This is a genomic window from Pseudomonas sp. 22189 (assembly GCF_052045635.1).
GTDB lineage: Bacteria > Pseudomonadota > Gammaproteobacteria > Pseudomonadales > Pseudomonadaceae > Aquipseudomonas > Aquipseudomonas parakoreensis.
This window is the reverse complement of sequence record NZ_JBQEPG010000030.1, coordinates 1-26,694: the sequence shown is the minus strand read 5'-3', so window position 1 is coordinate 26,694 and position 26,694 is coordinate 1. Positions and strand designations below refer to the sequence as shown.

Here is a 26,694-nt window from a genome sequence, read left to right as displayed (position 1 = left end):
ATCGATATTTTAATCAAGGCGGAAATAACGGGGATTTGATTAACTATCATAAATGGTCTTGGCTCGCGGAAAGCACAAAAATTTTGGTGATTAGCCCTAGCGATAAGTGAGGATTGTTCCGATTCACTAAGCGTTGGGCATTTTTAGGGAGGAACTTATGCGTTTTATAGTTGGACAGCCTGTTCAGTACTCTGGTGAGTCAATTGTCTATCTGACACCAAATACGAGATGGAACGACTACTCCTTTGTTACGGGGTTTCATGCCTACGTTTCTCGCGATGATGGTATTAAGGATGTAGGGGAAGTTAAAATTGGTTTTTTTGGTCAAAGTACACAGGACGCTACTTATAGCGTTATTGACAAAGATTTCGGCCTGCTCTCTGATAAATTCTTCTCTCTAGGCCAAAACCCTGACTATTATTCAAATTTATTACGTTTATTTGAGCATGAAACCGTAGGTGACTGCCTCTCTGCTCTAAAAGATGTTGTTTATAATGACAATATATTTGAGAGGTCATATAGAGAAAGAGTTTTTATTGAGTCGCTGTCTCGATTTGTCAGTATTTCAACAATTAAAGGTCAATTTAGAGAGATTTTGTCAACAGGCGTTTCGTTGGAAAAATATGGTTTCTTGTACTGTCACGAGTCTGGAGGGTCTCTTGATTTTCAAGTTGTACCAGATTCTAAGCCGCCAACGAATGTGCATGCTTTGATTGGGAGGAATGGGGTAGGCAAAAGTTATATACTTCAGACGATTGCGTCATCTATTGATAAAAGAGATGGTAGAGTCCTGAAAGTAAATGGGGATAATGTAACTGCATTTGATTTTGGGCAGTTGCTTTATTTTTCTCTCGGCGTGTTTGGTAGTCCTCTTGAATGTGTTGATTTTAATGACTCTAAGATAAGAATTGAGAGAACTAAAAAGAAATATATAGGAATATATAATCAAGAAACGAAAAAATTGAAAGACATAGCTACAGAAATGTCTGAAGAGTTTTCTGTTTCGATTTATAATTGCCTACTCGGGTCAGAGGTAAAAAGAGATCGCTGGTTAAACGCGGTGAGGGTGCTAGAAGCGGATGTTAATTTTAAAAATTTAAATTTGAGTACATTGGCTTTCTATGAGACCGAAAGCGAGCTAAAAAAAGAGGCGTCCTCAGCGTTTTCATCTCTGAGTTCGGGGCATGCAGCCGTTCTTTATTACGTTACAAGCGTGGTTGAGTTAGTTGAAGATAAGACCATATGCTTGTTTGATGAGCCTGAAAACCATCTTCATCCACCGCTGCTTGCCGCGTTTATAAGAGTTCTTTCTGAAGTCTTGTCTACTAATAACGGTATTGCAATAGTTGCCACTCACTCTCCTGTAGTTCTTCAAGAAATTCCACGTTCTTGCGTTTGGCGCGTTAACGGAGGGGGTGAATTTGCTAGGCCAAATATTGAAACGTTTGGTGAAGGGGTTGGCGAGATTACATCTGATGTTTTTAATCTGGATATGAGGAATTCTGGCTTTTACTCTCTTATTGAAGCGGATGCTAAGACTTTAAAAAGCTACAAGGAGGTTATGAGCTTATATAAGGGGCAGGTCGGTTCAGAGGGCAGGGCGGTTGTAATAGCTTCTATTCCTCGGGGTGATGGCTGATGAAAAAAATCGTATATAAATTCGATGAAGTCTTTGCTGCTTGTGTTAAGGGAAAAAGATATAAGAATAGAGAACTTTCTAGGGAGGAAATAAAGTTAAACAAGTTTCTCCGAGGGGCTCATAAAGTTTTTCGCATTCATGGATTTTATAATATTTTTTATTTGTATAGAGACGAGTCCATATCTTATGGCTGGAATAAAGATTTTTTGATTTCTCTGTATGAGAAAAAACTTGTACCTAAGAAGGTTGCAGGAAGGTTTTATTATGATAAATTAAAGTTGTTGGCTCCAGATAATAAATGCCAGATATGTTTGTATGGAGGGGCGGATAGTCTTGATCACTATCTTCCTAAAGAGTTTTTTCCGTCTCTGTCAATTTCTTCTTATAATTTAATTCCAAGTTGTCTGTCGTGCAACGGTAAGAAGTCCACATATGTACCTAAAGCTGAGTCGGAACAGACAATTCACTCCAGGTTCGACAAGTTTTTTCAATCTGATTGGCTGGACGCTTTTTATTCTGATTCAGAAGGAAAGGTTGTGTTTAGTCCAAATAAGAGAAATTATCCGAAGGGAACTGTCGCCTATTCTCGTATTTCTAATCATATAAAAGTTCATAATCTTGACGCCTTATATGAAGCGCTTGCTTTGAAAAAGTTAAAAGGCTTGGTTGCTCTTGCTAAGAAAACTGGGCAGGAGTTAAGAGATATCGTAACTTTGGAGATTGACAAGATTAAGGATAACTCAGTCAGTTATTCATGTGCGCAGTTTACGTTTGATCAATGGAAGTTAGCAGCTTGCAAAGCACTTCTTGACTCCGAATATTTTCTAGCTAATGGGGTAAGAATTTTTGGCGCTTTGGACAGATACTATGTACCAGATTATGATTTTGAATAAACTTTCCTAGGTGATTTGTCGAGGAGATCCATCATAATTGAATGGCTGCTTTAGAGAAAAAAAGCGCACATCAAAAAACGGAATTAATGCACATGAAATAGAGCCCAGCGTATCTTGCCGAGGGTGATGGAATTTTTAACATATTGCGTTTGTGCTTCTTATGCTTCATGGATTCTTGATATGGGGCATTCCCGTGGATGGCGGGTGAATTTTCAAAGCAAAACTGTTAAGTATTCTAAATTTACTTCCGATAGAAAGCTCTTCATCTAAGGGTTCTTAACTGAATATCCATCTACTTCATGGTGATTAATCACCTACCTCTGTTTTAATCACGAAATCTACGAGTGATTTTTCTAGCTCAGAGTTTGGGATGGAAATACTATAAAGACAGTTTGACTTGATGTCCAAAATTACCGGGATCCCATCTTGGTAAGACTCTATCTTCACTCTTTCAAACTCCACTGGGACACCTTGTATTAATCTTTGAGCCGATAGAATCGCATTTTCATCGCTGTAAATTGAAAATGATATTTTGTCGTGTCTTGTAATGATCTGATTGGAAGAGTAGGAGTGTGTGATTCTTACTCGTGAATTGTCAGAATCTTGAATGTGTTTGGACAGGTCGAGTAGGGATATCTTAATCTGCGAAATAAAGATTTTTGAGCTAATTACCTCTTCTAGATTTTTTAAAAATGGTTTTATAGATTTTGATGACGAGTCAATAGTTAGTAATAGAGATTTTCTCGTGATGCTCTGAATGCTAAATATGCATCTACTAACTTTGAAGAAGGTAACTGGTTCTCCAGATTCGTATATATTTAATTCGTTAAAAACAACTATTTTCTCTCTTATCCAAAATGCTCCAGTTAAAAATTTTCCTGTCGTGATTATGTCGTAGATTCCATGGTCAGATTGTTTGTTTTTATGATTGCTTATCCTTTCAAATATTGTTGGTTGATCAAGATCAATTTTTATGCTGAAAAGTTTACGCACTTTCAGCCTCCGCTTCTTTTGTCGTTGGAAGAGTTGATTGCATGAATTTTGAAATCAAAGTTCTCGCGGTGGTTTCTATTTTTGTGTGAATGTCTCGCTCTATGGTTCCTGAAGGTGGAAACCTGTTCGTGGAATACTTTTCCAGTGACATGTATCTGTAAAAACCTTTTACTTTTTGAGAGAATCTACTGCAATTTTCAGCATCTTCAAATTTTATCTCGATTTCATAAATATCCGGTGTCGCTGAATCTTCACTACATGTCCATACTACGTGGGACGTGTAAAATCCTTTTTCATGTAATGAGTCTACTTCTTTTGAATTTAGTACTCCTTTCCCATTCAATGACGCACGAAATACATGAGTGCCAGAGTCGATATCGTCATTTTCAGCTTCTAGTTCATCTGAGCTTCCCGAGGATTTATTGACTTTTTCCGGGTTGAAAACTGAAACTTTTGAAACATCTTTTAATGAGTATCCCTTGATTGCTTTGATCAGTTCCTCTAGGAATTGTGACCTAATCTTTGGGTTGTCTAAGAACTCTAGCGAAATCGTTTCTATCTTTGGCGGTGTTTCTTTGTCGTTACTGAGGATTTCGATAAGATGGTTTACCCATTTTTCAGAGTCTTCATTATAAGGGGAGCGAAGTGTAAGCTCTCCTTTTTCTTCCGTGATTACGATGGTGGATTCTTTTGTGACTGTCTGTTGAAGTTGACTTTTGTTGGGGTTTATATCTGTGTAGGTTATTGTTAGCCTGATTTCGTTTTGATGTTTGGTAATGGTGGCAGATGCGTCTTTCGGATAGTCTTTAGAGTTTATTATGCTTTTTAATTCGTTTGCAGCTTGTAGCACTTCTCCAGAACTTGTGTTGGTGATAAATCTTGAGGTGGTTTTCTCTCGTTGAGTGATTGACTGAAGATTCGACGTTAATTCGTCATAGTCTCTATAACCAGTGAACATTCGGGAGTAATAGAATGAAAGGTTTTTTCTTTCTGTTTTGGGGGAGATAATAATGCCACGCTTAAAGAATATTTCTGCGAGGCTTTGATTGCTGACTTTTGAACTGTTTACGGCATCACAAATTGCTTTGTCATTTGGCATATATATGCTTTGTTTTTCTATACTCACCAGTCCAACTCCTCTTTACTGAAGAAATCACTCACGGTAGGAATGAGCTCAAATTCTATTTTTTCTATAGTTTCCGATTTGCCCCATTTCTTTATATATTCTTGCGAGGCTGTCCTAAAATAATTTTTTGCCATGTCGCCTTGGTCAGATGCAATCGCGCGTATTGATATCTTTTTGTTACTATTTAAAATCTGGTAGTTAGACAGGGAGTCAAGCAAGAAGAACATATCTTTCCAATCATCTATTCTCGCTTTGTAGTAAATTTTGTACCCAGCATCGATAGATTTGATTGTCTCTTGCTTTGCGTTAAATAAATGTTCTTCTTGATACTCAATGATCATGAAAGGAGCAGATATCAGCTCAAGGGTCGCTGGTCTGGAACTTGGAAGGTTTTTGGCTTTGTGAAGGTTTAGGTCAGGGTAGAAGAATTGATAGTTTGCTCTATTGAACTCTCCTCTAGAATCGAGTTTTTCCAAGTCATCTATAACAGTTTTTATATATTTTATGCTGTTTGGTTCTAGTATGTGTATTTGCTGGTCTTTCTGGAGGTCTATGTTCAGGATGTTGATGTCTTGTTCGCTTTCCGCGCTAGTACTAGATTTTTTTGAGCTTTTTTTTCCATAGAAAATATCGTAGAAAGTGCTGTCCCATCCGCCGTCGTGATTGTATACGAATAGCATGCCTCTAATTTCAAGATCTTCCTGGGTTAATGAGTACCGGGTTTTCCATTCATCGCTATAACGAGCACAATCTATTGAATGTGCCAATGACTTTAATGCTTTTCGAATAGCAAATTGTTTAATTGTTCCGGTCGCGTAGCTTTTAAGATCTGTGTTAAGAGCGATTGTTTTTTCTGTGTACGGATCTATATAAGAATAAACTACGTCTGTAGGATGATTATGTGCTTTCTGCTCTGAGTCGGGCTCGGCTTTAGGTGGGTTATGTTTCTGGGGTAATACGCATTCGAAATTTTGGTCTGATGGAGGATGTATGTTCCATTTCAACCAAGGAATAATTTCGTTCGCAACTTTACCGGCAATTGCGGCAATACCAGCTCTTTCTCCTCCAGCCATTTTATTTCCTTATTCCTGAGTTGATCTGCTGTCCATGCGCGAGCTTTAGCTCCATAAGTCATTTTGACAAATGGCATGATGGCAGGCTAAATGCCAGCATAGATCAAAAACTATTGGTGTCAATAACCTCTGTGACCGGATTCCGTGGAAGCTTTCCAGTCCACATCGAGCTCTTTTCCTGTGCGATGTGAGTTATTGCGCCGAGTTCGTAAAAACAAAGAATGACGCCTAGGGCGCGAAGGATCTGCTCTAGGACATCTCAAGATGTCGTAAGGGAGAAAAACTCTACAAGCTTGGCGATTGAGGTTTGAGCGTGTTGAAGGTGAGGTCCAGGAACATCATCTGCATCTCAGTTTTGGAAAGTTAATATGAGCAAAAATATTAAATTTATTTTCAGAAAACTCCCGGCAATTTCGTCAACCACATGCCAGTGCGCTTCCTGATCTACGTGGCGATCACTGCGCTGACCCGCCTGCTGATCTCCAACGTCTCGCACCACAACCCGCCGGACATGGGCATCATCTACCTGTGCGGCGGCATTCTGTTGCTGGCGTTCTCGATTCTGGTGGTGCGTTACGCCTCGTCGCAATTCCCGTCGGTGAAGATCGAAAAACCGCAACGCAAACTCGGCGCCGGCTCCGGTGAACACCCCGAGATCGAGAAGGGCGAGCTTTAAAGGCCCATCGACGGCCGAGGCTGACCGTTGTTCTGCTGCGGTGGCGGGGGCAGCCCGTCGCCGCTGGTCATCGCTTCGAGGATCGCCATAGCACTGTGGCCCTGTTCGATGGCAATGCCGAATTGAATGCTTTGCACCAGCCGCTTAAGCCGTACCGGGTCGTTGCGCTGTTCGGCGCTGATCATCCGTTTGGCGACGATCCGGCCGCTGTTGGACAGGGTCAGCATGATGCTGCCGTCCAGCCCCTGAATGCTCAGGTTGATCTGATAGTCCGGCGCGAAGGCATCGGTAATGATCTGAAAAGGGTTGTCCATGATGCGTCACCGCCTGATTGAACGTGCAGTTGTTGACCGGCCGTGATCGGGTTGGTTCGCAATACCTGATCATCGGCGATTCCGTGGCCTGTGTTGTTGCGTTTTGTAGGAGCTGCCGAAGGCTGCGATCTTTTGATCTGCGCTGTTTTGACTTCGGTCACAAAGATCAAAAGATCGCAGCCTGCGGCAGCTCCTACATAGGAATTGCAAGGGCTGTGCCGGGAAAATTGTTGGACAATGGATACTGCATAAAAAAGGCGAGCTCATGGCTCGCCTTTGTCATTTGTGGCCCGTTTCAGGGCAGAACCGAGTAGATGATCGCCGACAGTGCAATCAGGCCGATCAGCACCACGAACACGTTGGACGCCTGTCCCGAGTACTGGCGCAAGGCTGGCACGCGGCGGATGGCGTACATCGGCATCAGGAACAACAGGCAGGCGATCACCGGCCCGCCAAGGGTTTCGATCATGCCGAGGATGCTCGGGTTGAAGGTGGCCACGGCCCAGCAACTGAGGATCATGAACAGCGCGGTCGCACGGTTCAGCCAGCTCGCCGACATCACCTTGCCACGGCCACGCAAACTCTTGACGATCATGCCCTGAAAGCCTTCGCTGGCGCCGATGTAGTGGCCGAGGAAGGATTTGGTGATCGCCACCAGCGCAATCAGCGGTGCGGCGTAGGCGATGACCGGGGTCTGGAAGTGGTTGGCCAGGTACGACAGGATCGATATGTTCTGCGCCTTCGCTGCTGCAAGATCCGCCGGCGACAGCGCCAGTACGCAACTGAAGCAGAAGAACATCACCGTCACCACCATCATGCCGTGGGCCATGGCGAGGATGCCGCTGCTCTTGCGTTCGGCTTCCGCGCCGTAACGCTGTTTCTGATCGACCGCGAAGGCGGAGATGATCGGCGAATGGTTGAACGAGAACACCATCACCGGGATCGCCAGCCACAGGGTCTTGAGGAACGTCGACAGCGGCATTGGCTCTTGAGCGCTGGCGAAGAACGCGCCGTTCCAGTTCGGAATCAAACTGAGGCCGAGTAACAGCAGCGCGGCGACGAACGGGTAAACCAGCACGCTCATGGCTTTGACGATCACGTTCTGGCCGCAGCGCACGATCGCCATCAGGCCGAGGATCAGCACCAGCGACAGGATTGCCCGTGGTGGCGGGGCGATGTGCAACTGGTGTTCGAGAAAACTGCTCAGGGTGTTGGTCAGCGCCACGCTGTACACCAGCAGGATCGGAAAAATCGCGAAGAAATACAGCAAGGTAATCAGCTTGCCGGCGCCGATACCGAAGTGTTCTTCGACGACTTCGGTGATGTCGCCGGAACGCCCGGACAGCACGAAGCGGGTCAGGCCTCGGTGGGCGAAGAAGGTCATCGGGAAGGCCAGCAGCGCCAGAATCAGCAACGGCCAGAAACCGCCGACGCCGGCATTGATAGGCAGGAACAATGTGCCGGCACCAATCGCGGTGCCGTACAGACCGAGCATCCAGGTGGTGTCGGATTTGCTCCAGCCCTTGTGAGCAGTTTCGGTGTTGCGCGTGCGATCTACAGCGGGATTTTCGGCAGCAGGTGTACGTACATCGGTCATCGTTTTTGCCTCGTTATTATTTTTGCTCGGGCTCACGTTTGGCAGGCCGCTGTCTGCGGCCTGCCGGGGCGCTCAGGGAATGCGCGTCAGCACTCCACCCAGCTCACGGCCAGGCCGCCCCGTGAAGTCTCTTTGTATTTGTCGTGCATGTCGGCGCCCGTGTCGCGCATGGTGCGGATCACCCGGTCGAGGGAAATGAAGTGTTTGCCGTCGCCGCGCAGGGCCATTTGTGTGGCATTGATCGCCTTCACGGCGGCGATGGCATTGCGCTCGATGCACGGCACCTGTACCAGGCCGCCGACCGGGTCGCAGGTCAGGCCGAGGTTGTGTTCCAGGCCGATTTCAGCGGCGTTCTCCAATTGTTCCGGGGTTGCACCCAGCACTTCAGCGAGGCCCGCCGCGGCCATCGCGCAGGCCGAACCGACTTCGCCCTGGCAGCCGACTTCAGCGCCGGAGATCGAGGCATTTTTCTTACACAGAATGCCGACAGCGGCGGCGCCCATGAAGAACGCGACCACGTCATCGTCAGAAGCGTCCGGGTTGAATTTCATGTAGTAGTGCAGCACCGCCGGAATGATCCCGGCCGCGCCATTGGTCGGCGCGGTCACCATGCGCCCGCCGGCAGCGTTCTCTTCGTTAACGGCGAGGGCGAAAAGATTGACCCACTCCATCGCCGACAGCGTCGAACTGATCACGTTCGGCTTGCCGATTTCCAGCAGGCTGCGGTGCAATTTCGCCGCGCGGCGCGGCACGTTCAGCCCACCGGGCAGGATGCCTTCGTGGCGCAGGCCCTGTTCGACACACTCGCGCATCACCGACCAGATGTGCAGCAGGCCGTTACGGATTTCAGCGTCGCTGCGCCAGGCCCGTTCGTTGGCCATCATCAGCTCCGACACGCGCAAGTTGTGCTGCTTGCACAGGCTCAGCAGTTCGGCGGCGCTGGAAAAATCGTACGGCAACACCACGTCGCCGGCCGGCGCCACACCGGACTCGGCTTGCGCCGCTTCGATGATGAAACCGCCGCCAATCGAGTAGTACGTTTGCGTGAACAGCTCGGCGCTTTCGCCAAAGGCTGTCAGCGACATGGCGTTGGGGTGGTAGGGCAGGCTTTCGTCCAGTAGCAGGAGATCGTGCTGCCAGTTGAAGGAAATTTCTCTCTGACCCGCCAGAAGCAACTGGCCGCTTTCGCGCAGTTGCTGAATGCGTGGGTCGATGGTCGCCGGATCAATGCTGTCCGGCCATTCGCCCATCAGGCCCATGACGGTGGCGCGGTCGGTGGCGTGGCCGACGCCGGTGGCCGACAACGAGCCGTATAAACGGATTTCCACGCGGCGCACATCGTTGAGCAGGCGGTGCTCGATCAGCGCCTGGGCGAAGGTCGCAGCAGCGCGCATCGGGCCGACGGTGTGGGAACTGGACGGACCGATGCCGACTTTGAATAGATCAAAAACACTGATAGCCATGCTAAACCCTTACAAGCAATGGAGTAGGAATCGCTGCCATTTTTTGTAGGACAAGCGCAATGTCGGCGATACTGCCTACCTCGGTCCTACGTGACCAACGAAACTTCCTAAGAAAGCCTTTAGCAGGACTAAACGATGAGTCGTCAATTGCACGCCCAGACCTACGTCTGGCTGCAGGTGTTTTCCTGTGCCGCGCGGCACCTGTCGTTCACCCGTTGCGCGGAAGAGCTGCACATCACCCCGGGGGCGGTCAGTCAGCAGATTCGCCAACTGGAAGAGCGTCTGGGCTTTCGCCTGTTTCATCGCCGGGCGCGGGGTGTCGAGTTGAGTGCGGAAGGCCAGCGGCTGGCCATCACCGTCAATGAGGCCTATGGCAACATCGATGCTGAATTGCGTCGTCTGGATGCCGGGATGATCAGCGGGATTTTGCGGGTGCGTTCGATTCCGTCGTTCCTGAGCAAATGGCTGACCCCGCGTCTGCCGCGCCTGCAACAGCGCTATCCGGACATCCAGTTACGGCTGGTGGCCGAAGACAGCAGCGTGCCGTTGCACGAGGGTGACTTCGATTTGGCGATCGATCTGAACGACGGCAGCTATCCGGGGCTGTTATCCACAGCCTTGCTCGATGAGCAGATTTTTCCGGTGTGTGCGCCGAGCCTGTTGCGCGGGCGCCCGCCGCTGCATGGGCCGGCGGATCTGGTGCATTTCCCGTTGTTGCACGACATCACCGCCTGGCGCGGCAGTTATGAATACGCGGAGTGGGAGTTCTATCTGAATGCGATTGGCTTTGAAGGCGCCGACGTACGGCGGGGGCACACGTTCAATCGCAATCACCTGACCATCGAAGCGGCGATCGCCGGCATGGGCGTGGCGATTGCCCGGCGCACGTTGCTCAACGATGAGCTGGAGCGTGGGACGTTGATTGTTCCATTCGGCCTGTCGGTGCCCAACCACAAACGCTACGTGCTGCTGTATGCGCCGGGGGCGTTGAGCCATCCGGGCGTGCGTGCGGTGCATGACTGGCTAGTGGAGGAAGCGGGGATTTTCCGCAGTTTGCATCCGTTGAACGACGGGCAATTGTGAGCAGATTTTGCAGGGTTGCGAGGCAACCCAACTCCCGACCTTACCAGTGACTTGCTCGGTTGTCCGGCTTTTTTTGCGAATGAATATTTATCTTTTTTCAGGGGTTGAAATGTTCGTCAGTCGGGCCGATTGTTGTAACCAAGGGGTCAGGAAATTCAATTCAAGGCCTCTCGCGAGCTAGCTGAAATAAGGGATGAACTATGCAAATCCAAGTCAACAGCGATAACCATATTCAAAGCAGTAAACGACTGGAGGAGTGGGTACGTACAACCATTGAGAGCACGCTCGACCGTTATGAAGAAGACCTGACCCGTGTCGAAGTCCACCTGAGCGACGAGAACGGCGACAAACCAGGTCCCCATGACTTGCGCTGCCAACTGGAAGCGCGGCCAAAAGGCCATCAACCGATTTCCGTCACCCATAAAGCCGATTCGCTGGAACAGGCGATCGACGGTGCAGCCGAAAAACTGGAACATGCGCTGGAGCACCTGTTTGGCAAACTGCGGGGTAAACCGCGCGCTGCCATCGTGCCATTCAGCAAGGCGAACGACGCACTGCTGGAAGAAGAGTTTCTGGAGAACGAACAGGCAGCGATCAACAGTTGATGCGCTGATTTTTCAAGCCACCCCATGAGAACGGGCCTGCGCAAGCAGGCCCGTTTTTGTTTGTGTTGCTGAGCAGTGTGGCGAGGGAGCTTGCTCCCGCTGGGCTGCGAAGCGGCCCCAAAACCTGCAAAGGCGTTCAACAGCCAGACCGCATTAGCAGGATTTACGGCTGCTTCGCAGCCGAGCGGGAGCAAACTCCCTCGCCACAGTTTTTTTAGAAAGCTACAGACGTTTGTACATACACCGTGCGCGGCTCACCGACGTACTTGCCCTTGTTGTTGTCGTCAAACGAGCGGGTGAAATACTGCGTGTTGAAGATGTTCTTCACCCCCACTGCCACGTTCAGATCCGACAGTTGCGGGCCGAAGTCGTAACCGGCGCGGCTGCTGAACAGCATGTAGCCGGGGATCTTGCCGGTGCTGCCGTCAGCACTTTCCTTGGAGGTGTTGGCGTTGTCGGCGAACTGGTCGCTCTGGAAGCTACTGTCAAAGTTGAGCTTCCACGGCCCTTCGGTGTAGCCGACGCCAATTGTGCCTTTGTGTTTCGAGGAGAACGGCACGCGGTTGCCCTTGTTCGGCCCGTCTTCGCGGATGGTCGCGTCGACATAGGCATAAGTGGCGTACACATCGAAACCGGCCAGTGCCGGGCTCAAGTCATCCAGCGCGTAATTGACGCTGGTCTCGATGCCCTGATGACGGGTCTCGCCACGGGCGATCACTGAATCATTGGTCTGGTTGCTTTCGTATTGGTTGTCGAAGTTGATCAGAAATGCGCCGATCTCCGCGCGCAATGCACCGTTGTCGTAACGGGTACCGAGTTCCCAGGTGCGAGCCTTCTCCGGTTTCACTTCGCCGCTGCTCACGCGGTTAGGCATCTGGCTGTACTGCACGCTGCCGAACGAGCCTTCGGTGTTGGCGTACAGATTCCAGCTGTCGGTCAGGTGATACAGCACGTTCAGTGCCGGCAGCGCGGTGTTGTAGTCGCCTTGGTATTTGACGTTGGTCAGATTGTTGGTCTGCTGCGACTCGATCATCTCGTAGCGCACGCCCGGGGTGATGGTCCATTTGCCGATGTCGATGCGATCGTCGACGAACAACGCATTGGCTTCAGTGCCACCTCGGGTGTCGCGGTCGTTGCGGCTGTTGGTGGTCGGGTATTGGTTGCTGCTGATCGGCGTGCGATAGCGCAACTCGTGGCCGGCCTCGTTGATGTAGCGGTAGCCGACGCCGACTTCATGGCTGGTCGGGCCGAGATCAAAACCTTGGGCGAAGCGCGTTTCGAAACCGCGTACCCAATACTCACGCGGCGACAGCGAGAGAAAGCTGCCCTGGTCCAGATAACCGCTACGCAGGGTTTTGGTGAAGAAGGTGTTGGCGGTGAATTCGCGGCGATCTTCCTGATAGCGATAGCCAAAGTTGAACATCGTCCGGCGACCCCAGAACTGGTCTTTCAAGCGCGTCGACTGGTACGGGTCGGCGTCGTAATCGGCGACGCTCAGGCCACCGGGCATGTCGGCCTTGCCTTCGTAATACTGGGCCATGGCGTTGAAGCTGTTGGCCTCGTCGAGCTGGTATTTGCCCTTGAGAATCAGGTCGTCGATCTCGCTGTCGCTGTGTTCACGCCAGTCGCCACCGCGAGTGCCAGAGTACAGCAACGCGCCGCCCAGACCGTTGGCATGGGTGCCGCCGGCCAGCAGATTGGCGCTGGTCTTGAAGCCGTCATGGCTCGACGACGGACTGGTTTCTGTCTGGAACCCACCCTTGACCGTCGGCTCATCGGGGATGGCACGGGTGACGAAGTTGACCACACCGCCGACGTTTTGCGGGCCGTAACGTACCGCGCCGCCGCCACGCACCACATCCACCGCGTCCATGTTGCCCATGCTGATCGGCGCAAACGACAACTGTGGCTGGCCGTAAGGGGCGAACGGCACGGGAATGCCGTCCATCAGTACCGTCGAACGTGCAGCCAGGCGCGGGTTAAGACCGCGAATGCCAAAGTTCAGCGCCATGTCGTGGCTCCCGGTGCCGTTGTTTTCCGGCGCGTTGACCCCGGGGATGCGGTTGAGCACATCGCGCGCCTGGGTCGCGCCTTGGCGTTCGAAGTCTTCACGGCGGATCACGTCGCGGGCGCCCGGATGCTCGAACACGTTGACCTGCGCCGCGTCACCGAGCCAGTCACCGACGACTTTCGAGGCGTCCAGCTCCAGCGCGGTGTCGCCGACCGGTTGCAGGCTGAACGCGTTGTTACCTTCGGCGCGGGCTTGCAGGCCGGTGCCTTCGAGCAGTGCCTCGAGACCTTGGGCGGCGGTGTAGCTGCCTTCCAGGCCACGACTTTGCACGCCGCTGGTGATCTGCGAGCCGAAGGAAATCAGGACGCCGGCTTCACGACCAAACTGGTTGAGGGCATTTTCCAGCGACGCCGGGGCGATGTGGTAAACCTTGGTTTCGGCGGCCATCGCGGCGGGCAGGACGCTGAAACTCAGGCTGGCGCCCAGTACGAGGTTGCGCAGGCGGCGGGCCAGTGGCGTGAGGCGGGTGGGGTGCATGAAGGTTGATCCTGAGAAGGTTGAATCAAGGGGGCTTTCCTTCTCTGTCACGCCAGATCTGAAAAACGGCTCATTTATTTTCGAGAGCAAAAGATCGCAGCCTTCGGCAGCTCCTTCAGGATGTACACCGAGCCAATGTAGGAGCTGCCGCAGGCTGCGATCTTTTGATCTTGCTGCTAAACCCGAGCCTCGACGCTCACCCAATAGCGGGTAAACCGCCGTACGTTCACCGGCAGACTGATTTGCAGCAGATCCAGAATCCGCTCGCTGTCGTCCAGTGGATAAGTCCCGGAGATCAGCAAGTCGGCCACTTTCGCATCGCAATGCAACTGGCCGCGACGGTAGCGCCCAAGCTCTTCAAGGAAGTCGCCCAGGCGCATGTGCGCGGCGATCAACATGCCGTCCGCCCAGGCGCCGCTGTTGGCGTCCAGTGGCCTGGCTTCGCTGATCGAGGTGGCGCTGAAGCTCAGCTGACGGGCGATGGGCAATAACATCGGCGCACGCCCTTGGGCATTCAACTCCACTTGACCCTCAAACACTGCCACCTGCGTGCGATCGGCGAACTGCCTCACGTTGAGGCGTGCCGCCCGGGTTTGCAGAGTGCCTTGCGCCGTGCGCACTTCGAACGCTTGCGTGGTGCTCAGGAGGATCTCGCCTTCCAGCAGACGGATCAGTCGTTGCGTGCTGTCCACGTCCGCTGCACTGGCGGTATTGAGCTGCAACTGGCTGCCCGTGCCCAGCGCCACCTTGCGGCGCTGACCCAACGGGCTGCGGTAATCGGCGAGCAGCGTCGGCAGCGGATTGTGCTCGCGCATGCCCCAGGTGACGGCGGAACCGGCACCGAGAAGCAGGAGCAATTTGAGCGCCTGACGGCGGCTGGAGGACTTCGGCCCGTTCAACGCGGCATGGGCCAATGGCGAAGATACACCGCGCAAGCGCTGGTTGACCCGCTGCATGTGCTCCCACGCGCGACGGTGTTCGCTGTGGGCGTCCAGCCATTGCTGCCAGGCTTGTTGCTGGCGCGGGGAGAGCGTCCCCTGCTGCATTTCCATCAGCCAGTGCACGGCCTGTTCGGCCACTTGCGCAGAGAAATCCGGGACGCGGTTCATAGGGCGAAATAGCAGCGCAGGGCGGCTTTTTGCAAATGACGCTTGACCGTGGCTACGGAGATGCCCAGCTCGGCGGCGATTTGCGGATAAGTCAGGCCATCGACCTGCGCCAGCAAAAAGGCGCGTTTGACCAAGCGCGGCAAGCCATCGAGCAACTGGTCCAGCTCGATCAGGGTTTGCAGGATGATCGCTTTGTCTTCTTCCGATGGCGCAACCATTTCCGGCATCTGCGCCAGGGACTTGAGATAGGCGCGTTCCAGGTCCTGGCGACGGTAATGATTGAACAGCACGCGTTTGGCGAGGGTAGTGAGAAAGGCGCGCGGTTCGATGATCGCTGCAGGTTCGCGGGCGCTGAGCACGCGAATGAAGGTGTCCTGGGCCAGATCTGCGGCGCTGTCCGGGCAGCCGAGTCTGCGCCGCAACCAGCCGGTGAGCCAGCTGTGGTGGTCGTGGTAAAGCGATTCGACGGGATGGGCGGACGACAAGGGTATTACTCCGGGCGCATGATCGATGCGTTAGAGAACAAGAACTGTTCGCATTGTAGGGGTGTGTAGCGCTGCCCGGCAATCAGATGCTTTTGCGTATGAGAATATTTATCATTAATATTGTTCGCCTGTTGGTTCGGCTTTATCGGCTGGACGTTTTTTCGTTTCAGGGTCGAAACATGAAAGGCAAACTCGCCTCACTTTCCATGTCCTATCGTCTGGCCATCACCTCGCGGGTGCTGGCGGCGGTGTTCGGCGGCTATCTGGTTGCGGCGCTGGCCAGTGTCGCCCTGACGCTGTGGCTACCGTTAAGTCGTGCAGAAGCGGTGGTGACCGGCATGACCATTTCCTTTCTGGTTTATCTGGTCGCGGCGCTCTGGTGTTTCGCCTGTCGCACGGCGTGGTCGGCGTGGGTCGGTCTGCTGGTGCCCAGCGTGATTCTGGCGACAGTGTCCGGCGCCGCGCGGGGCTTGGGCTACGCATGAAGGAGGGCTTTCGTCAGTCGATGGCCTGGCTGCATACCTGGACGGGACTGGTGTTTGGCTGGCTGCTGTTTGCGATTTTCCTGACCGGAACGCTGGCCTATTTCAAGGCTGAAATCAGCCACTGGATGCAGCCGGAAATTCCCGTGCACGCCATCGATTCAGCGAACAGCCTGAGCCTGGCGCAAGGCTATCTGCAGCAGCACGCGCCGGCTGCTTCGCGTTGGTTGATTGATTTGCCGAATGCCCGTGATCCTGCGTTGACTGTGCGTTGGCAAGACACACCGGCCGAAGCCGGCAAGCGTGGAAGCTTCACGCAAAAAACACTCGATGCGCAGACCGGTGCGGAAATACAGGCCCGGGACAGCCGGGGCGGCGAGTTCTTCTACCGCTTCCATTTCCAGCTGCAAATGCCTTATCCGTGGGGCCGCTGGCTGGCGACGACGGCCGCGATGGTAATGTTCATTGCGCTGATCACCGGCATCATCACCCACATGAAAATCTTCAAGGACTTCTTCACCTTTCGCCCGCGCAAAGGCCAGCGTTCATGGCTCGACGGGCATAACGCGGTCGGCGTGCTGGTGCTGCCGTTTCATCTGATGATCACTTACAGCAGCCTGGTGATTTTCATGGCGATGGTCATGCCGGCCAGCATTCTGGCGTCCTACGGCACTGATCGCGAAGCGTTTTACCAAGACATGTTTCCCGAAACGCCAACCCCGCAACGCGCCGCTCAAGCGAGTTCGCTGCCACCGCTGGCACCCTTTTTGGTACGGGCGAGCGAGCAGTGGGCGGGGGGGCATACGGCGCGAGTCAGCGTCATCAACCCCGGCGACGCCAATGTCACGGTGCAGCTGTCGCGCGCGAGTTCCGACCGGATCGCCTATGAGTACGCCAGCAACCTGACCTTCAACGGCGTCACCCGGCAGATGCTCGGCGCCACGCCCGACAAGCCGCTGCCGATGACGATCGCCAGTGGTTTCTACGGTTTGCACATCGGTCATTTCGCCGGTCCGATCCTGCGTTGGCTGTACTTCATCTGCGGTCTGGCGAGTACCGCTATGATCGGCACCGGGCTGGTGATCTGGCTCGGCAAGCGCCAGCTCAAACATGCCAAAAGCGGCGTGATGCCGTTCGAATTGCGCGTGGTGGAGGTGCTGAACATTGCCAGCATGGCCGGGCTGACAGCGGCGGTGGCGGTGTTCTTTTTGGCCAATCGCCTGTTGCCGGCGGATCTGGCCGGGCGCGCCGATCAAGAAGTGAATGCGTTTTTTATCGCCTGGGCCTTGAGCGTGGTGCATGCGCTGCTGCGCAAGGGGCGAACGGCCTGGGTCGAACAGCTGGGGCTGGCTGGCGTGCTGTTTATCGCGGTGCCACTGATCAATCTGGCCACGCCATGGAGTCTCGGCGTAACGCTGGCGCAAGGCGACTGGACGCTGGCGGGTTTCGATCTGACTTGTTTGGGCGCAGGCCTGTTCCTCGGTTGGGCCGCCTGGAAAATGCAGCGTGCCGGCAGCGCCGTCAGCGTGAAAAAAACTCCCCGCGAAAAGCCGCGGCCGATCACGCTTGAACAGGAGGTGAGCTGATGTTGCTGGCGTTATTGCTGTGCTATGCCGGGTTCAGCGCGTTGTGTCTGTCGATGCCACGGCACCACGATGAGCTGCTTGGCAACAAACCCTCGGCCCGACGTGCACGGGTTCTGAAACTCGCCGGGTGGCTGTTGCTCGGGCTGTCGCTTTGGGCAGCTGTCGGGGCGAACGGCTGGAGTTTCGGTCTGGTCGACTGGTTTGCGGTCCTCATGCTCAGCGCCTTGGCGTTGGTGTTGTTGCTGCCCTATCGCCCACGTCTGGCCCTCGCACTGGCCGGGTTGAGCCTGCTGGCCGGTCCGGTCGCTGCTTGGGCGCAGGGCTGACATGCTGATCGGTCATCCTCCGGAGTCCCGCGACGACGAGCCGCACGGCGCGCGTGCGCATTTTCTCCAGGTGTTCCTGTCGCAGCGCTCGCAAATGGAAGCGCTGGTCAACCGACGCGTTGGTTGCCGGGCCACGGCGGCGGATCTGGTGCAGGACCTGTTCCTGCGGTTCTGGCGCAGGCCGCTGGTGCAGGTCGAAGAGCTCAGCACCTACCTGTTGCGATGCGCCGGCAACATCGCCATCGATCATTTGCGCAGCGAAGGCACGCGGGTGCGGGTCAACGAGGGCTGGCAACCGGATGCGCCGGACAGCCACGGCAGCGAACCGCAGGCCGCGCTTGAAGCGGGCAATGATCTGCGCCATGTCGAGGCAGCGTTGCGCGCCTTGCCCGAGCGCACCCGGCAGATTTTTTTGCTCAATCGCATTCACGGTCGCAAGTACGCAGACATCGCCAAGGCGATGGGCCTGTCTCAAAGTGCCGTGGAAAAACATATGATGCGCGCCCTTGAGGCCTGCAAGGCCAGCCTGCGCGAACCCGCGCCACGCCTGCCAGGGAAAGCACCGTGAAAGCCACCGACCGCATCATCCCTACACCCGCTCAGGAACAGGCCGCACTCGCCTGGCTGAGCCTGTTGCACGACCGCCCGAGCACTGGCGATCAACTGACCTTCAGCCAGTGGCTGCGCGCCGACCCGGCCCACGCCGAGGCCTACGCCCAGGCGCAAGTCGTGTGGGAGTTGAGCGAAAGTCCGGCGCGCACCCTGGCCGATGAGGACGCGTTTGCGTTGCAGGGCTACCTCAATGCAATGGAGCGTCCGCGTCGTTCAACGCTGCTGCGCTGGTCGGGCGCGCTGGCGATGGCCGCGTGTCTGATGCTGATGCTCAGCCTTGGCACGGGTTGGCAGCCGCAGCGCTGGATCGATGATCTGGGCGCCGATTACGTTTCGGCACCGGGGGAAGTCCGCACGGTGACCCTGGCCGATAATTCGCAAGTCACGCTGGACGCTGACAGCGCTATTGCCGTGGATTTCAGTCGAGGTGAGCGGCATGTGCAGTTGCGGCGTGGCGCGGGTTTTTTCAATGTGACGCACACCGGTGATCCCTTTGTGGTCGAGGCCGAGAAAGGCCAGGCGCGGGTCCTCGGTACGCAGTTCGAAGTCCGTCTGCAACCGCAGGGCGCGCAGGTCACGGTGTTGTCCGGGCGCGTTGGCGTGACGGCGGATCGCAATGCGCAACAGCAGATTCTGACGGCTGGCCAGCAAGTGGCTTACGGACAAGGCCGCGCAGAAAAACTGCACGCCGTGGACAGCGAAGCACAACTGGCCTGGCGGCAGGGCTGGCTGACGTACTACAAGGCGTCGCTGGCCGATGTGGTGCAGGATTTGCGTCGCTATTACCCAGGGCGGATTGTTGTGCTCAACGATGAGTTGGCTGCGCGCAAGGTCAGCGGCAGTTTTCCGAGCGAGGATCCGCAGGCTGTTTTGAGTTCGCTGCAAGGGGTGATGGGGTTTGAGCAGCGTCAGGTGTTGGGGCATCTGATTATTTTGCGCTGATTCAACGTCAAAAGATCGCAGCCTGCGGCAGCTCCTACAGGTACACGCGATCACCTGTTGGAGCTGCCGCAGGCTGCGATCTTTTGATCTTCAGAAATATTTTCAGATTTGTGGTGAGGTAAACCACAGCCCCATCCGTGTAGTGACTGAAACTGCGAGTCATTCGCATCCGTAGCGGTTCTACACAGGTCATTGAGCAATGAAGTCCAGGGCAAAATCGGGTTCGGTCAAACAGTGGTTGGGCGTTTCGGCATTGAGTTTTTCAGCATTGGCGCTGTTGCCGATGAGCGTTGCACTCGCCGCTGAAGCCGTCAGCAGCCCCGCGCAGAAGCAGTTCAATTTTTCCCTGAGCGCCAAACCGCTGCCCCAGGCCCTGAGCGATTTCAGCCGCGTCACCGGGCAGAGCGTGGTTTACACCGATGAGGCGCCGTACGGCATTAACGCCCCGGCCGTCAGCGGCCAGATGAGCGCCGAACAAGCGCTGCAACGCCTGCTCAGTGGTTCGGGCATGACCTTCCGCCGTACCGACAGCCACACCCTGGCGCTGGAACCGCAGCCCACCGCCGGTGCGCTCAACCTCGGCGCCACCACCATCACCTCGTCCCGCGACGAGTCGATGAGCTACCAGCCGCCGCAGACCAGTTCGGTGATGCGCTCCTCGGCGTCGCTGCAGGAAATCCCGCAGACCGTCAACGTGATCCCGGCCCAGGTGATCCGCGATCAGGCCCCGCGCAATCTCGACGATGCGCTGGCCAATGTCAGCGGCATTACCCAGGGCAACACCTTGGGCAGCACTCAGGACTCGGTGATGACCCGCGGCTTCGGCGACAACCGCAATGGCTCGATCATGCGCGACGGCATGCCGATCGTGCAGGGCCGTGGCATGAACGCGACAGTCGATCGGGTCGAAGTGCTCAAGGGCCCGGCCTCGTTGCTCTACGGCATTCAGGACCCGGGCGGGGTGGTCAACCTGGTCAGCAAAAAGCCGGAATTGACCCAATACAACGCGCTGACCCTGCGCGGTTCGAGCTACGGCGACGGCAAGAATGGCAGCGGCGGCACCTTCGACAGCACCGGGGCACTGGGTGAATCCGGGCTGGCCTACCGGCTGGTGCTGGACCATGAAGACGAAGATTACTGGCGCAACTACGGCACCCATCGCGAGACGCTGATCGCGCCTTCGCTGGCCTGGTTTGGCGAGCGCACCCAGCTGTCGTTCGGCTACGAGCATCGCGAGTTCCTCACGCCGTTCGACCGGGGTACGGTGATCGATCCGCGCACCAACCACCCGCTGGACATCTCGCGAAACGAGCGTCTGGACGAGCCGTTCAACGACATGGAAGGCCGCTCGGACCTCTACCATTTCGAGGCCGACCACGAACTCAACGACGACTGGAAAGCCCACTTCGGTTACAGCTGGAACCGCGAAACCTACGACGCCAGCCAGGTCCGCGTGACCGCCATCGACACCAAAAAAGGCACGCTGACCCGCAGCATGGATGGCACGCGAGGCGCGATCAGCACCGACCGCTTCACCACCGCCAGCCTTGAGGGCAAGGTCAACCTGCTGGGCATGCAACATGATCTGGTGTTCGGCGTCGACGACGAGTACCGCAAGATTTACCGCGCCGACCTGATCCGCCAGAAAAGCCTGAGCACCTTCAGCTACGTCAATCCGGTGTATGGCCGTGAAGTCGAAGGCACCACGGTCAGCCCGGCGGACAGCGCGCAGACCGATCTGCTGCGCAGCGATTCGGTGTTTCTGCAGGACTCCATTCACCTCAATGACCAATGGATTCTGGTCGCCGGTGGACGCTTTCAGGAGTACGACCAGTACGCCGGCAAAGGCGTGCCGTTCAAGGCCAACACCGACAGCAACGGGCAGAAGTTCGTGCCGCGCGCCGGTCTGGTGTATCGCTACACCGACGAGTTGTCGTTCTACGGCAGCTACACCGAATCGTTCAAACCCAACTCGACCATCGCCCCGCTCAGCGGCAGCAGCACCGTGCTCGACGGCAGTATCGCGCCGGAAGAAGCCAAGTCGTGGGAGCTGGGGGCGCGGCTGGATATACCAGGACGCATCACCGGCAACATCGCACTGTTCGATATCAAGAAACGCAACGTGCTGGTCTCCAATTCTGAAGGCCCGACCACGATCTACAGCGCGGCTGGCGAAGTACGTTCCCGAGGTCTGGAACTGGACCTGACCGGTCAACTGACTGACCGTTGGAGCCTGATCGGCGCCTATGCCTACACCGATGCCGAGGTCACCGAAGACCCGGACTACAAAGGCAATCGCCTGCAGAACGTGGCGAAAAACAGCGGCTCATTGTCAGCGGTGTATGACTTCGGCAGCGTGATCGGTGGCGATCAGCTGCGGGTCGGCGCCGGGGCGCGGTATGTCGGTGAGCGCGCGGGCAACGCGGTGAATGATTTCGACCTGCCGAGCTACACCGTGGCCGATGCGTTCGCCACTTACGACACCCGACTCGAAGGGCAGAAGGTCAAGTTTCAGCTCAACGTGAAGAACCTGTTCGACCGCACCTACTACACCTCGGCGGCGAGCCGGTTCTTTGTATCGATGGGCGATTCGCGGCAGATTTCGCTCTCCAGCACGCTGGAGTTCTGATCCGAAAACAGCAAAAGATCGCAGCCTGCGGCAGCTCCTGCAGGGGAAACGCATTCCTACTGTAGGAGCTGCCGAAGGCTGCGATCTTTTGATCTGGCTCTAACGCAAAAACGCCTGCCGATATTCCCCCGGCGTCCCACCCAACACCTGGCGAAACCGGTTGGTGAAATGACTGGCGCTGGCAAACCCGCATGCCAGCGCAATCTCTCCCAGCGGCAACGCCGTGCAGCGCAACAACTCCCGCGCCCGGCTCATGCGTCGCGCCAGCACGTACTGATGCGGCGGCAAGCCGAAGCTCACGCGAAACATCCGCGCAAAGTGGTATTCCGACAACGCACACAGACCGGCCAGTTGCCCGAGGCTGATCGGTTCGGCCAATTGGCTGTCGATGAACTCCACCAGCTGCCGGCGCTGGTGGGGCGCCAGTCCGCCCTTGAGGCGCAAATCCTGGCGCGCGCCGACCTGGCTGAGCAGGGTGTGGCTGATCAATTCGTGAGCGAGGCTGCTGGTCAGCAAACGTTCGGCCGGCTCGTCCCAGTTCAGCGTGAGCAATTGCCGAAAGCGCTGTGCCTGTTGCGGATCTTCGAGAAAAGTCTGCTCGCGCAACTGCATTTCTCGCGGCTCGCGATCGAGCAAGGTGACGCAGCCCAACGCAAATTGCTCAGCACTGAAATACAGGTGAGCGAGGCGAATGTCACCGTTGATCACCCAGCCGGATTGGTGATCGGCGGGCAGGATGCACAGTTTGTCCGGCCCGCCCTTGTGCCCCGGCTGCCCGCGCCGAAAGGTGCCGGTGCCACCGGCGATGTAGCAGGACAGCGTGTGGTGGCTCGGCGCTTCGTATTCCTGGGCATCGTGGTGGTTGGTCCACAGGGCCGCAGACAAGCCGTCACCGAGCTCGGCGCTGTGCACAAGGCGTGCGTTCGGCGAGCGGTTGAGGGCTTGAAAGACTTGCAGGGTATCAATAGCGGCCATGTGCGGTTCTCTCCAACGCCTTGCATCCTACTCCGTAGACGTCGCGCTGCCAGCCTGCCGGGCGACAAAAGCGCAAGAATCTGCAAGCGCCCCGATCCTGGCTGCCGCACCCTGAATCTCCATACAACACAACCCTGTGGCGAGAGAGCTCGCTCCCGCCGAGTGCGCAGCACTCATGAACGGGGCTGCTGCGCAGCCCGGCGCGAGCAAGTCCGCTCGCCACAGAGGTCCGGTGTCCTCAGGAGTCTCGCCATGAACCTTTCGCTGTATCTGCTGACCGTGCTGATCTGGGGCACCACTTGGATTGCCCTGAAATGGCAATTGGGGGTGGTGGCGATTCCGGTGTCGATCGTCTATCGCTTCGGCCTCGCCGCGCTGGTGCTGTTCGTGCTGTTGCTGCTCAGTCGGCGCCTGCAACCGATGAATCGCCGTGGTCATTTGATCTGTGTGGCGCAGGGGTTGTGCCTGTTCTGTGTCAACTTCATGTGCTTTCTGACCGCCAGCCAGTGGATTCCCAGCGGTCTGGTGGCGGTGGTGTTTTCCACCGCCACCTTGTGGAACGCGCTCAATGCGCGGGTGTTCTTCGGCCAGCGCATTGCGCGCAATGTGTTGATGGGGGGCGCGCTCGGTTTGTTCGGTCTGGGAATGTTGTTCTGGCCGGAACTGTCCGGCCATCAAGCCAGTCCGCAGACCTTGCTCGGTCTGGCGTTGGCCCTGTGCGGCACGCTGTGTTTCTCGGCGGGCAACATGCTGTCGAGTCTGCAGCAGAAGGCCGGTCTGAAACCGTTGACCACCAATGCCTGGGGCATGGCCTACGGGGCGGCGATGTTGTCGGTGTGGTGCCTGGTCAAAGGTATTGCGTTCGACATGGACTGGTCGCCACGTTACGTCGGCGCGCTGTTGTATCTGGTGATCCCGGGTTCAGTGATTGGCTTCACTGCCTACCTGACGCTGGTCGGGCGCATGGGCCCGGAGCGCGCGGCCTATTGCACGGTGCTGTTCCCGGTGGTGGCGCTGAACGTTTCGGCGTTTGCCGAAGGCTACCAGTGGACTGCTCCGGCGCTGCTCGGCCTGGTGTTGGTCATGCTTGGCAACGTCTTGGTGTTTCGTAAACCTCGTGCCGTGGCATTGCCCCGTCAGGGCAAGTTGGCTTGAGCCTGTAACTGTACGAGCGATGATGTTCAGCGCTCGACTTTTATCACGATGTAAATCATCAGCGGCAAGATAAAGTCGACAATATGTCGGGCCCAATCCTTGGCGTTCCAGACTTTCGAAGTGTCCATGTCGAACCATTCGACACCGACAACTTGAAAGCATACGTAGTAAATGAAAACAGCGATTAAAAGACCAATGATCGAAAACTTCTTGGCTTCATGGAATTCCTCGCTGGAGCCGTTGATGTTCTTGAGTAATTGATAGACACCCAACATGCAAAATGCGCTGAAAGTGACTTCCAGGGTAATGATCAGCCAATATATACGGTGGTGCAGCATTGGCGAGGTGATGGCGCGGTAGCGCAGGTTGGCGTTGTGTTCGGTCGTGTCCATGCTCAGGACGTGCGCGACATATTCGTAGTTTGAACCGTAGTCGGTGAAATTGCTGAACATCATCAGCAAGCCAAAAAAACTGAAGTAACTCATCAGTATGACTTTGCTGTAGCGGATAATTTTATCCATGGTCAGAGCGTTCAAGTGTGTTCTCCATAACATTTGTCGAGGGTTCGATATGTCGGGAGAGTTTATAGCGGGGTCTATTGTTTTGGTGTCGGGTTGAATTGCAAAGTATGTGTGCGTGCATAACGTGTCGGGCAAGTGTCTTTTGGCACTTGCCCGATTTTGTTTAACCGCGCCAGACCTGCGGGTTCACCAGATCCTGTGGACGCTCGCCCATCAAGGCGCTGCGCAGGTTGGCCAGCGCGCGATTGGCCATGGCTTCGCGGGTTTCTCCGGTGGCCGAGCCGATGTGCGGTAATGTCACAGCATTTTTCAACTGGAACAGCGGGGACTCGGCCAGCGGTTCTTTTTCGTAGACGTCCAGACCGGCGCCACGGATGCGATTGTTCTGCAGCGCCTCGATCAGCGCCGGCTCGTCGACCACCGGGCCACGGGAGATGTTGACCAGGATCGCGCCCGGCTTCATCAGGCCCAGTTCGCGATGGCTGATCAGGTGGCGGGTCTTGTCGCTGAGCGGCACCACCAGGCAGACGAAATCGGCTTCGGCGAGCAACTGGTCGAGGCTGCGAAAATGTGCGCCGAGTTGTTGTTCCAGTTCGGGCTTGCGGCTGTTGCCGCTGTAGATAATCGGCATGTTGAAGCCGAAGTGGCCACGGCGGGCGACGGCGGCGCCGATGTTGCCCATGCCGACGATGCCCAGGGTCTTGCCGTGGACGTCGCAGCCGAACAATGGCGCGCCGACGCTGGCTTGCCACTGCCCGGCCTTGGTCCAGGCATCGAGTTCGGCGACGCGGCGGGCGCTGCTCATGATCAGGGCGAAGGCGAGGTCGGCGGTGCTTTCGGTGAGCACGTCCGGGGTGTTGGTGAGCATGATTCCGCGTTGGTTGAAGTAATCGAGGTCGTAGTTGTCGTAGCCGACGGAGACGCTGGAGACCACTTCGAGTTTTGTGGCGGTTTCGAGTTGGGCTTTGCCGAGTTTGCGGCCGACGCCGATCAGTCCGTGGGCGTGGGGCAGGGCTTCGTTGAATTGGGCGTTGATGTCACCGTTCTTCGGGTTGGGGACGATGACGTCGAACTCTTGCTGGAGGCGTTCGATCATGGGCGGGGTGATGCGGCTGAAGGCCAGGACTGTTTTTTTCATTGGGCTTGGGCTCGGCTGTCTTTATTACCAAGCACGCTAACATTTCTTTGTGGGGTTTGGCTTGTCTTGGCGGCCTCTGGGCCGACCATGCTCCTGGGGTTTTGGGTGTTTATCCGTTGCTTCGGGTGTTGCGGCTGGCGGTTTCGCCCTTACGGCGAGTCACTTTTGCAGACGCCCAAAAGTAACCAAAACGCTGGGCCCCGGCGTACGGCCCTCGCTCAGGCTCGGGTACCTTCGTTGCGGGGTTCATCCGGGGGCATCGCCTCCGGTTTGCTTCGCTGCACCTCCTCTCGATGTGTTCGACTGCGTCGAACGGTCGCTGCGCTCCCACCCCCGGATAACCCCCTCCACTCAGCCTGCCGAAGGGGCCGTCACGGCAAGATCAAGAGCTGCAGCCGAGCTAACGCTCATCCTGTTGAGTGGTGAAAAGCATGCGGTCTGCCTGAACTGCTTTGCTTTTCTGTAGGAGTGAGCTTGCTCGCGAAGGCGGCCTGGCAGCCGACCTGGATCTAACTGAATCCACTCAGTCCTTGTGGGAGCTGGCTTGCCAGCGAAGGCGGCCTGACAGCCGACCTGGATCTAACTGAATCCAGTCAATCCTTGTGGGAGCTGGCTTGCCAGCGATGGCGGCCTGACAGCCGACCAGGTTCTGGCTGAATGCACTCAATTTACCTGTGGGAGCGAGCCTGCTCGCGAAAGCGGTGGTGCAGGCACCATAAATATT

24 protein-coding genes and 1 pseudogene are annotated in these 26,694 nt (G+C 55.5%); 12 read left to right on the top strand and 13 right to left on the bottom strand.

Annotation, left to right across the window (positions count from 1 at the left end):
* Window positions 1-157 precede the first annotated feature (157 nt).
* On the top strand, window positions 158-1,639 hold the full coding sequence (locus ACTJKS_RS24220) for an ATP-binding protein (RefSeq protein WP_262948006.1): 1,482 nt from the start codon (window positions 158-160) through the stop codon (window positions 1,637-1,639).
* The gene (locus ACTJKS_RS24215; RefSeq protein WP_262948004.1) at window positions 1,639-2,532 is read left to right on the top strand and encodes an HNH endonuclease; all 894 of its coding nucleotides are present in this window, start codon (window positions 1,639-1,641) and stop codon (window positions 2,530-2,532) included. The genes ACTJKS_RS24220 and ACTJKS_RS24215 overlap by 1 nt, the downstream gene beginning before the upstream one ends.
* Before the next feature lie 306 nt (window positions 2,533-2,838).
* On the opposite strand, the gene ACTJKS_RS24210 is transcribed toward ACTJKS_RS24215, so the two are convergent.
* Genes ACTJKS_RS24210 through ACTJKS_RS24200 form a run of 3 tightly spaced genes read right to left on the bottom strand, consistent with a single transcriptional unit; the run spans window position 2,839 to window position 5,724 of the window.
* Window positions 2,839-3,525 (bottom strand): hypothetical protein, encoded by a 687-nt coding sequence (locus ACTJKS_RS24210; protein ID WP_262948003.1) that lies wholly within the window; start codon window positions 3,523-3,525, stop codon window positions 2,839-2,841.
* On the bottom strand, window positions 3,518-4,651 hold the full coding sequence (locus ACTJKS_RS24205; RefSeq protein WP_262948001.1) for a hypothetical protein: 1,134 nt from the start codon (window positions 4,649-4,651) through the stop codon (window positions 3,518-3,520). Before ACTJKS_RS24205 ends, ACTJKS_RS24210 begins: the two co-directional genes overlap by 8 nt.
* Window positions 4,648-5,724 (bottom strand): hypothetical protein, encoded by a 1,077-nt coding sequence (locus ACTJKS_RS24200; RefSeq protein WP_262948000.1) that lies wholly within the window; start codon window positions 5,722-5,724, stop codon window positions 4,648-4,650. The genes ACTJKS_RS24205 and ACTJKS_RS24200 overlap by 4 nt, the downstream gene beginning before the upstream one ends.
* A gap of 415 nt (window positions 5,725-6,139) precedes the next feature.
* Between ACTJKS_RS24200 and ACTJKS_RS24195 the strand changes: the two are divergent.
* Window positions 6,140-6,400, top strand: a pseudogene (locus tag ACTJKS_RS24195) (phosphate-starvation-inducible PsiE family protein); the annotation flags it as partial.
* Here ACTJKS_RS24195 and ACTJKS_RS24190 read toward each other — a convergent pair.
* The 3 genes from ACTJKS_RS24190 to ACTJKS_RS24180 form a co-directional block, all read right to left on the bottom strand.
* Window positions 6,397-6,714 carry a DUF3509 domain-containing protein gene (locus ACTJKS_RS24190; protein ID WP_108181719.1) on the bottom strand — a complete coding sequence of 106 codons (318 nt, stop codon included), beginning with the start codon at window positions 6,712-6,714 and terminating at the stop codon, window positions 6,397-6,399. The pseudogene ACTJKS_RS24195 and the gene ACTJKS_RS24190 overlap by 4 nt on opposite strands.
* A gap of 295 nt (window positions 6,715-7,009) precedes the next feature.
* Window positions 7,010-8,311: an HAAAP family serine/threonine permease gene (locus ACTJKS_RS24185; RefSeq protein WP_108181721.1), complete on the bottom strand. Its 1,302-nt coding sequence runs from the start codon at window positions 8,309-8,311 to the stop codon at window positions 7,010-7,012.
* An 86-nt stretch (window positions 8,312-8,397) separates the two neighbouring features.
* Complete coding sequence (locus ACTJKS_RS24180) at window positions 8,398-9,774, bottom strand: L-serine ammonia-lyase (RefSeq protein WP_262947999.1); 1,377 nt, start codon at window positions 9,772-9,774, stop codon at window positions 8,398-8,400.
* A 135-nt stretch (window positions 9,775-9,909) separates the two neighbouring features.
* Between ACTJKS_RS24180 and ACTJKS_RS24175 the strand changes: the two genes are divergently transcribed.
* Window positions 9,910-10,857 carry a LysR substrate-binding domain-containing protein gene (locus ACTJKS_RS24175; protein ID WP_047291811.1) on the top strand — a complete coding sequence of 316 codons (948 nt, stop codon included), beginning with the start codon at window positions 9,910-9,912 and terminating at the stop codon, window positions 10,855-10,857.
* 200 nt (window positions 10,858-11,057) lie between these two features.
* Entirely contained in the window at window positions 11,058-11,462 is a 405-nt protein-coding gene (locus ACTJKS_RS24170; protein ID WP_007968091.1) for an HPF/RaiA family ribosome-associated protein, read from the top strand.
* A 214-nt stretch (window positions 11,463-11,676) separates the two neighbouring features.
* Here ACTJKS_RS24170 and fecA read toward each other — a convergent pair whose 3' ends face one another.
* The 3 genes from fecA to ACTJKS_RS24155 all read right to left on the bottom strand — a co-directional run bounded on the left by fecA (window position 11,677) and on the right by ACTJKS_RS24155 (window position 15,604).
* Window positions 11,677-14,010, bottom strand: coding sequence for a TonB-dependent Fe(3+) dicitrate receptor FecA (fecA, locus tag ACTJKS_RS24165; protein WP_108181723.1), 2,334 nt, complete (start codon window positions 14,008-14,010; stop codon window positions 11,677-11,679).
* Between the two features lie 176 nt (window positions 14,011-14,186).
* Complete coding sequence (locus ACTJKS_RS24160) at window positions 14,187-15,119, bottom strand: FecR domain-containing protein (RefSeq protein ID WP_222016473.1); 933 nt, start codon at window positions 15,117-15,119, stop codon at window positions 14,187-14,189.
* Window positions 15,116-15,604, bottom strand: coding sequence for a sigma-70 family RNA polymerase sigma factor (locus ACTJKS_RS24155; RefSeq protein WP_262947998.1), 489 nt, complete (start codon window positions 15,602-15,604; stop codon window positions 15,116-15,118). Before ACTJKS_RS24155 ends, ACTJKS_RS24160 begins: the two co-directional genes overlap by 4 nt.
* 179 nt (window positions 15,605-15,783) lie before the next feature.
* Between ACTJKS_RS24155 and ACTJKS_RS24150 the strand changes: the two genes are divergently transcribed.
* The 6 genes from ACTJKS_RS24150 (at window position 15,784) to ACTJKS_RS24125 (ending at window position 22,181) form a co-directional block, all read left to right on the top strand.
* Complete coding sequence (locus ACTJKS_RS24150; RefSeq protein ID WP_108181726.1) at window positions 15,784-16,089, top strand: DUF3649 domain-containing protein; 306 nt, start codon at window positions 15,784-15,786, stop codon at window positions 16,087-16,089.
* Window positions 16,086-17,672: a PepSY-associated TM helix domain-containing protein gene (locus ACTJKS_RS24145; protein ID WP_262947997.1), complete on the top strand. Its 1,587-nt coding sequence runs from the start codon at window positions 16,086-16,088 to the stop codon at window positions 17,670-17,672. Before ACTJKS_RS24150 ends, ACTJKS_RS24145 begins: the two co-directional genes overlap by 4 nt.
* The gene (locus ACTJKS_RS24140; RefSeq protein WP_108181728.1) at window positions 17,672-17,998 is read left to right on the top strand and encodes a DUF3325 domain-containing protein; all 327 of its coding nucleotides are present in this window, start codon (window positions 17,672-17,674) and stop codon (window positions 17,996-17,998) included. Before ACTJKS_RS24145 ends, ACTJKS_RS24140 begins: the two co-directional genes overlap by 1 nt.
* A gap of 1 nt (window position 17,999) precedes the next feature.
* On the top strand, window positions 18,000-18,566 hold the full coding sequence (locus ACTJKS_RS24135; protein ID WP_003221797.1) for an RNA polymerase sigma factor: 567 nt from the start codon (window positions 18,000-18,002) through the stop codon (window positions 18,564-18,566).
* Window positions 18,563-19,552, top strand: a complete 990-nt coding sequence (locus ACTJKS_RS24130) for a FecR family protein (RefSeq protein ID WP_108181729.1) — start codon at window positions 18,563-18,565, stop codon at window positions 19,550-19,552. Before ACTJKS_RS24135 ends, ACTJKS_RS24130 begins: the two co-directional genes overlap by 4 nt.
* A gap of 199 nt (window positions 19,553-19,751) precedes the next feature.
* Entirely contained in the window at window positions 19,752-22,181 is a 2,430-nt protein-coding gene (locus ACTJKS_RS24125) for a TonB-dependent siderophore receptor (protein ID WP_108181730.1), read from the top strand.
* A gap of 99 nt (window positions 22,182-22,280) precedes the next feature.
* Here the strand turns inward: ACTJKS_RS24125 and ACTJKS_RS24120 are convergent, their stop codons facing one another.
* Window positions 22,281-23,156 carry an AraC family transcriptional regulator gene (locus tag ACTJKS_RS24120; RefSeq protein ID WP_198759494.1) on the bottom strand — a complete coding sequence of 292 codons (876 nt, stop codon included), beginning with the start codon at window positions 23,154-23,156 and terminating at the stop codon, window positions 22,281-22,283.
* Window positions 23,157-23,408: 252 nt separating this feature from the next.
* On the opposite strand from ACTJKS_RS24120, the gene ACTJKS_RS24115 reads away from it, so the two are divergent.
* Entirely contained in the window at window positions 23,409-24,311 is a 903-nt protein-coding gene (locus ACTJKS_RS24115) for a DMT family transporter (protein ID WP_108181732.1), read from the top strand.
* Window positions 24,312-24,337: 26 nt separating this feature from the next.
* Here the strand turns inward: ACTJKS_RS24115 and ACTJKS_RS24110 are convergent, their stop codons facing one another.
* The 3 genes from ACTJKS_RS24110 to ACTJKS_RS24100 all read right to left on the bottom strand — a co-directional run.
* Window positions 24,338-24,847 carry a DUF2165 family protein gene (locus ACTJKS_RS24110; protein WP_108181733.1) on the bottom strand — a complete coding sequence of 170 codons (510 nt, stop codon included), beginning with the start codon at window positions 24,845-24,847 and terminating at the stop codon, window positions 24,338-24,340.
* 148 nt (window positions 24,848-24,995) lie between these two features.
* Window positions 24,996-25,970, bottom strand: coding sequence for a 2-hydroxyacid dehydrogenase (locus tag ACTJKS_RS24105; RefSeq protein WP_041073989.1), 975 nt, complete (start codon window positions 25,968-25,970; stop codon window positions 24,996-24,998).
* A gap of 523 nt (window positions 25,971-26,493) precedes the next feature.
* Window positions 26,494-26,694, bottom strand: a 201-nt coding sequence (locus ACTJKS_RS24100; protein WP_440829014.1) for a hypothetical protein, incomplete at its 5' end; no start/stop codon positions are given.

Excerpts from the sequence above, each read along its gene's own strand:
- ACTJKS_RS24180 (WP_262947999.1), bottom strand. The coding sequence starts at position 9,774 with ATGGCTATCAGTGTTTTTGATCTATTCAAAGTCGGCATCGGTCCGTCC.
- ACTJKS_RS24160 (WP_222016473.1), bottom strand. The coding sequence starts at position 15,119 with ATGAACCGCGTCCCGGATTTCTCTGCGCAAGTGGCCGAACAGGCCGTG.
- ACTJKS_RS24150 (WP_108181726.1), top strand. The coding sequence starts at position 15,784 with ATGAAAGGCAAACTCGCCTCACTTTCCATGTCCTATCGTCTGGCCATC.
- ACTJKS_RS24120 (WP_198759494.1), bottom strand. The coding sequence starts at position 23,156 with ATGGCCGCTATTGATACCCTGCAAGTCTTTCAAGCCCTCAACCGCTCG.
- ACTJKS_RS24135 (WP_003221797.1), top strand. The coding sequence starts at position 18,000 with ATGCTGATCGGTCATCCTCCGGAGTCCCGCGACGACGAGCCGCACGGC.
- ACTJKS_RS24115 (WP_108181732.1), top strand. The coding sequence starts at position 23,409 with ATGAACCTTTCGCTGTATCTGCTGACCGTGCTGATCTGGGGCACCACT.
- ACTJKS_RS24190 (WP_108181719.1), bottom strand. The coding sequence starts at position 6,714 with ATGGACAACCCTTTTCAGATCATTACCGATGCCTTCGCGCCGGACTAT.
- ACTJKS_RS24220 (WP_262948006.1), top strand. The coding sequence starts at position 158 with ATGCGTTTTATAGTTGGACAGCCTGTTCAGTACTCTGGTGAGTCAATT.
- ACTJKS_RS24170 (WP_007968091.1), top strand. The coding sequence starts at position 11,058 with ATGCAAATCCAAGTCAACAGCGATAACCATATTCAAAGCAGTAAACGA.
- ACTJKS_RS24175 (WP_047291811.1), top strand. The coding sequence starts at position 9,910 with ATGAGTCGTCAATTGCACGCCCAGACCTACGTCTGGCTGCAGGTGTTT.
- fecA (WP_108181723.1), bottom strand. The coding sequence starts at position 14,010 with ATGCACCCCACCCGCCTCACGCCACTGGCCCGCCGCCTGCGCAACCTC.
- ACTJKS_RS24145 (WP_262947997.1), top strand. The coding sequence starts at position 16,086 with ATGAAGGAGGGCTTTCGTCAGTCGATGGCCTGGCTGCATACCTGGACG.
- ACTJKS_RS24200 (WP_262948000.1), bottom strand. The coding sequence starts at position 5,724 with ATGGCTGGAGGAGAAAGAGCTGGTATTGCCGCAATTGCCGGTAAAGTT.
- ACTJKS_RS24215 (WP_262948004.1), top strand. The coding sequence starts at position 1,639 with ATGAAAAAAATCGTATATAAATTCGATGAAGTCTTTGCTGCTTGTGTT.
- ACTJKS_RS24185 (WP_108181721.1), bottom strand. The coding sequence starts at position 8,311 with ATGACCGATGTACGTACACCTGCTGCCGAAAATCCCGCTGTAGATCGC.
- ACTJKS_RS24105 (WP_041073989.1), bottom strand. The coding sequence starts at position 25,970 with ATGAAAAAAACAGTCCTGGCCTTCAGCCGCATCACCCCGCCCATGATC.
- ACTJKS_RS24140 (WP_108181728.1), top strand. The coding sequence starts at position 17,672 with ATGTTGCTGGCGTTATTGCTGTGCTATGCCGGGTTCAGCGCGTTGTGT.
- ACTJKS_RS24125 (WP_108181730.1), top strand. The coding sequence starts at position 19,752 with ATGAAGTCCAGGGCAAAATCGGGTTCGGTCAAACAGTGGTTGGGCGTT.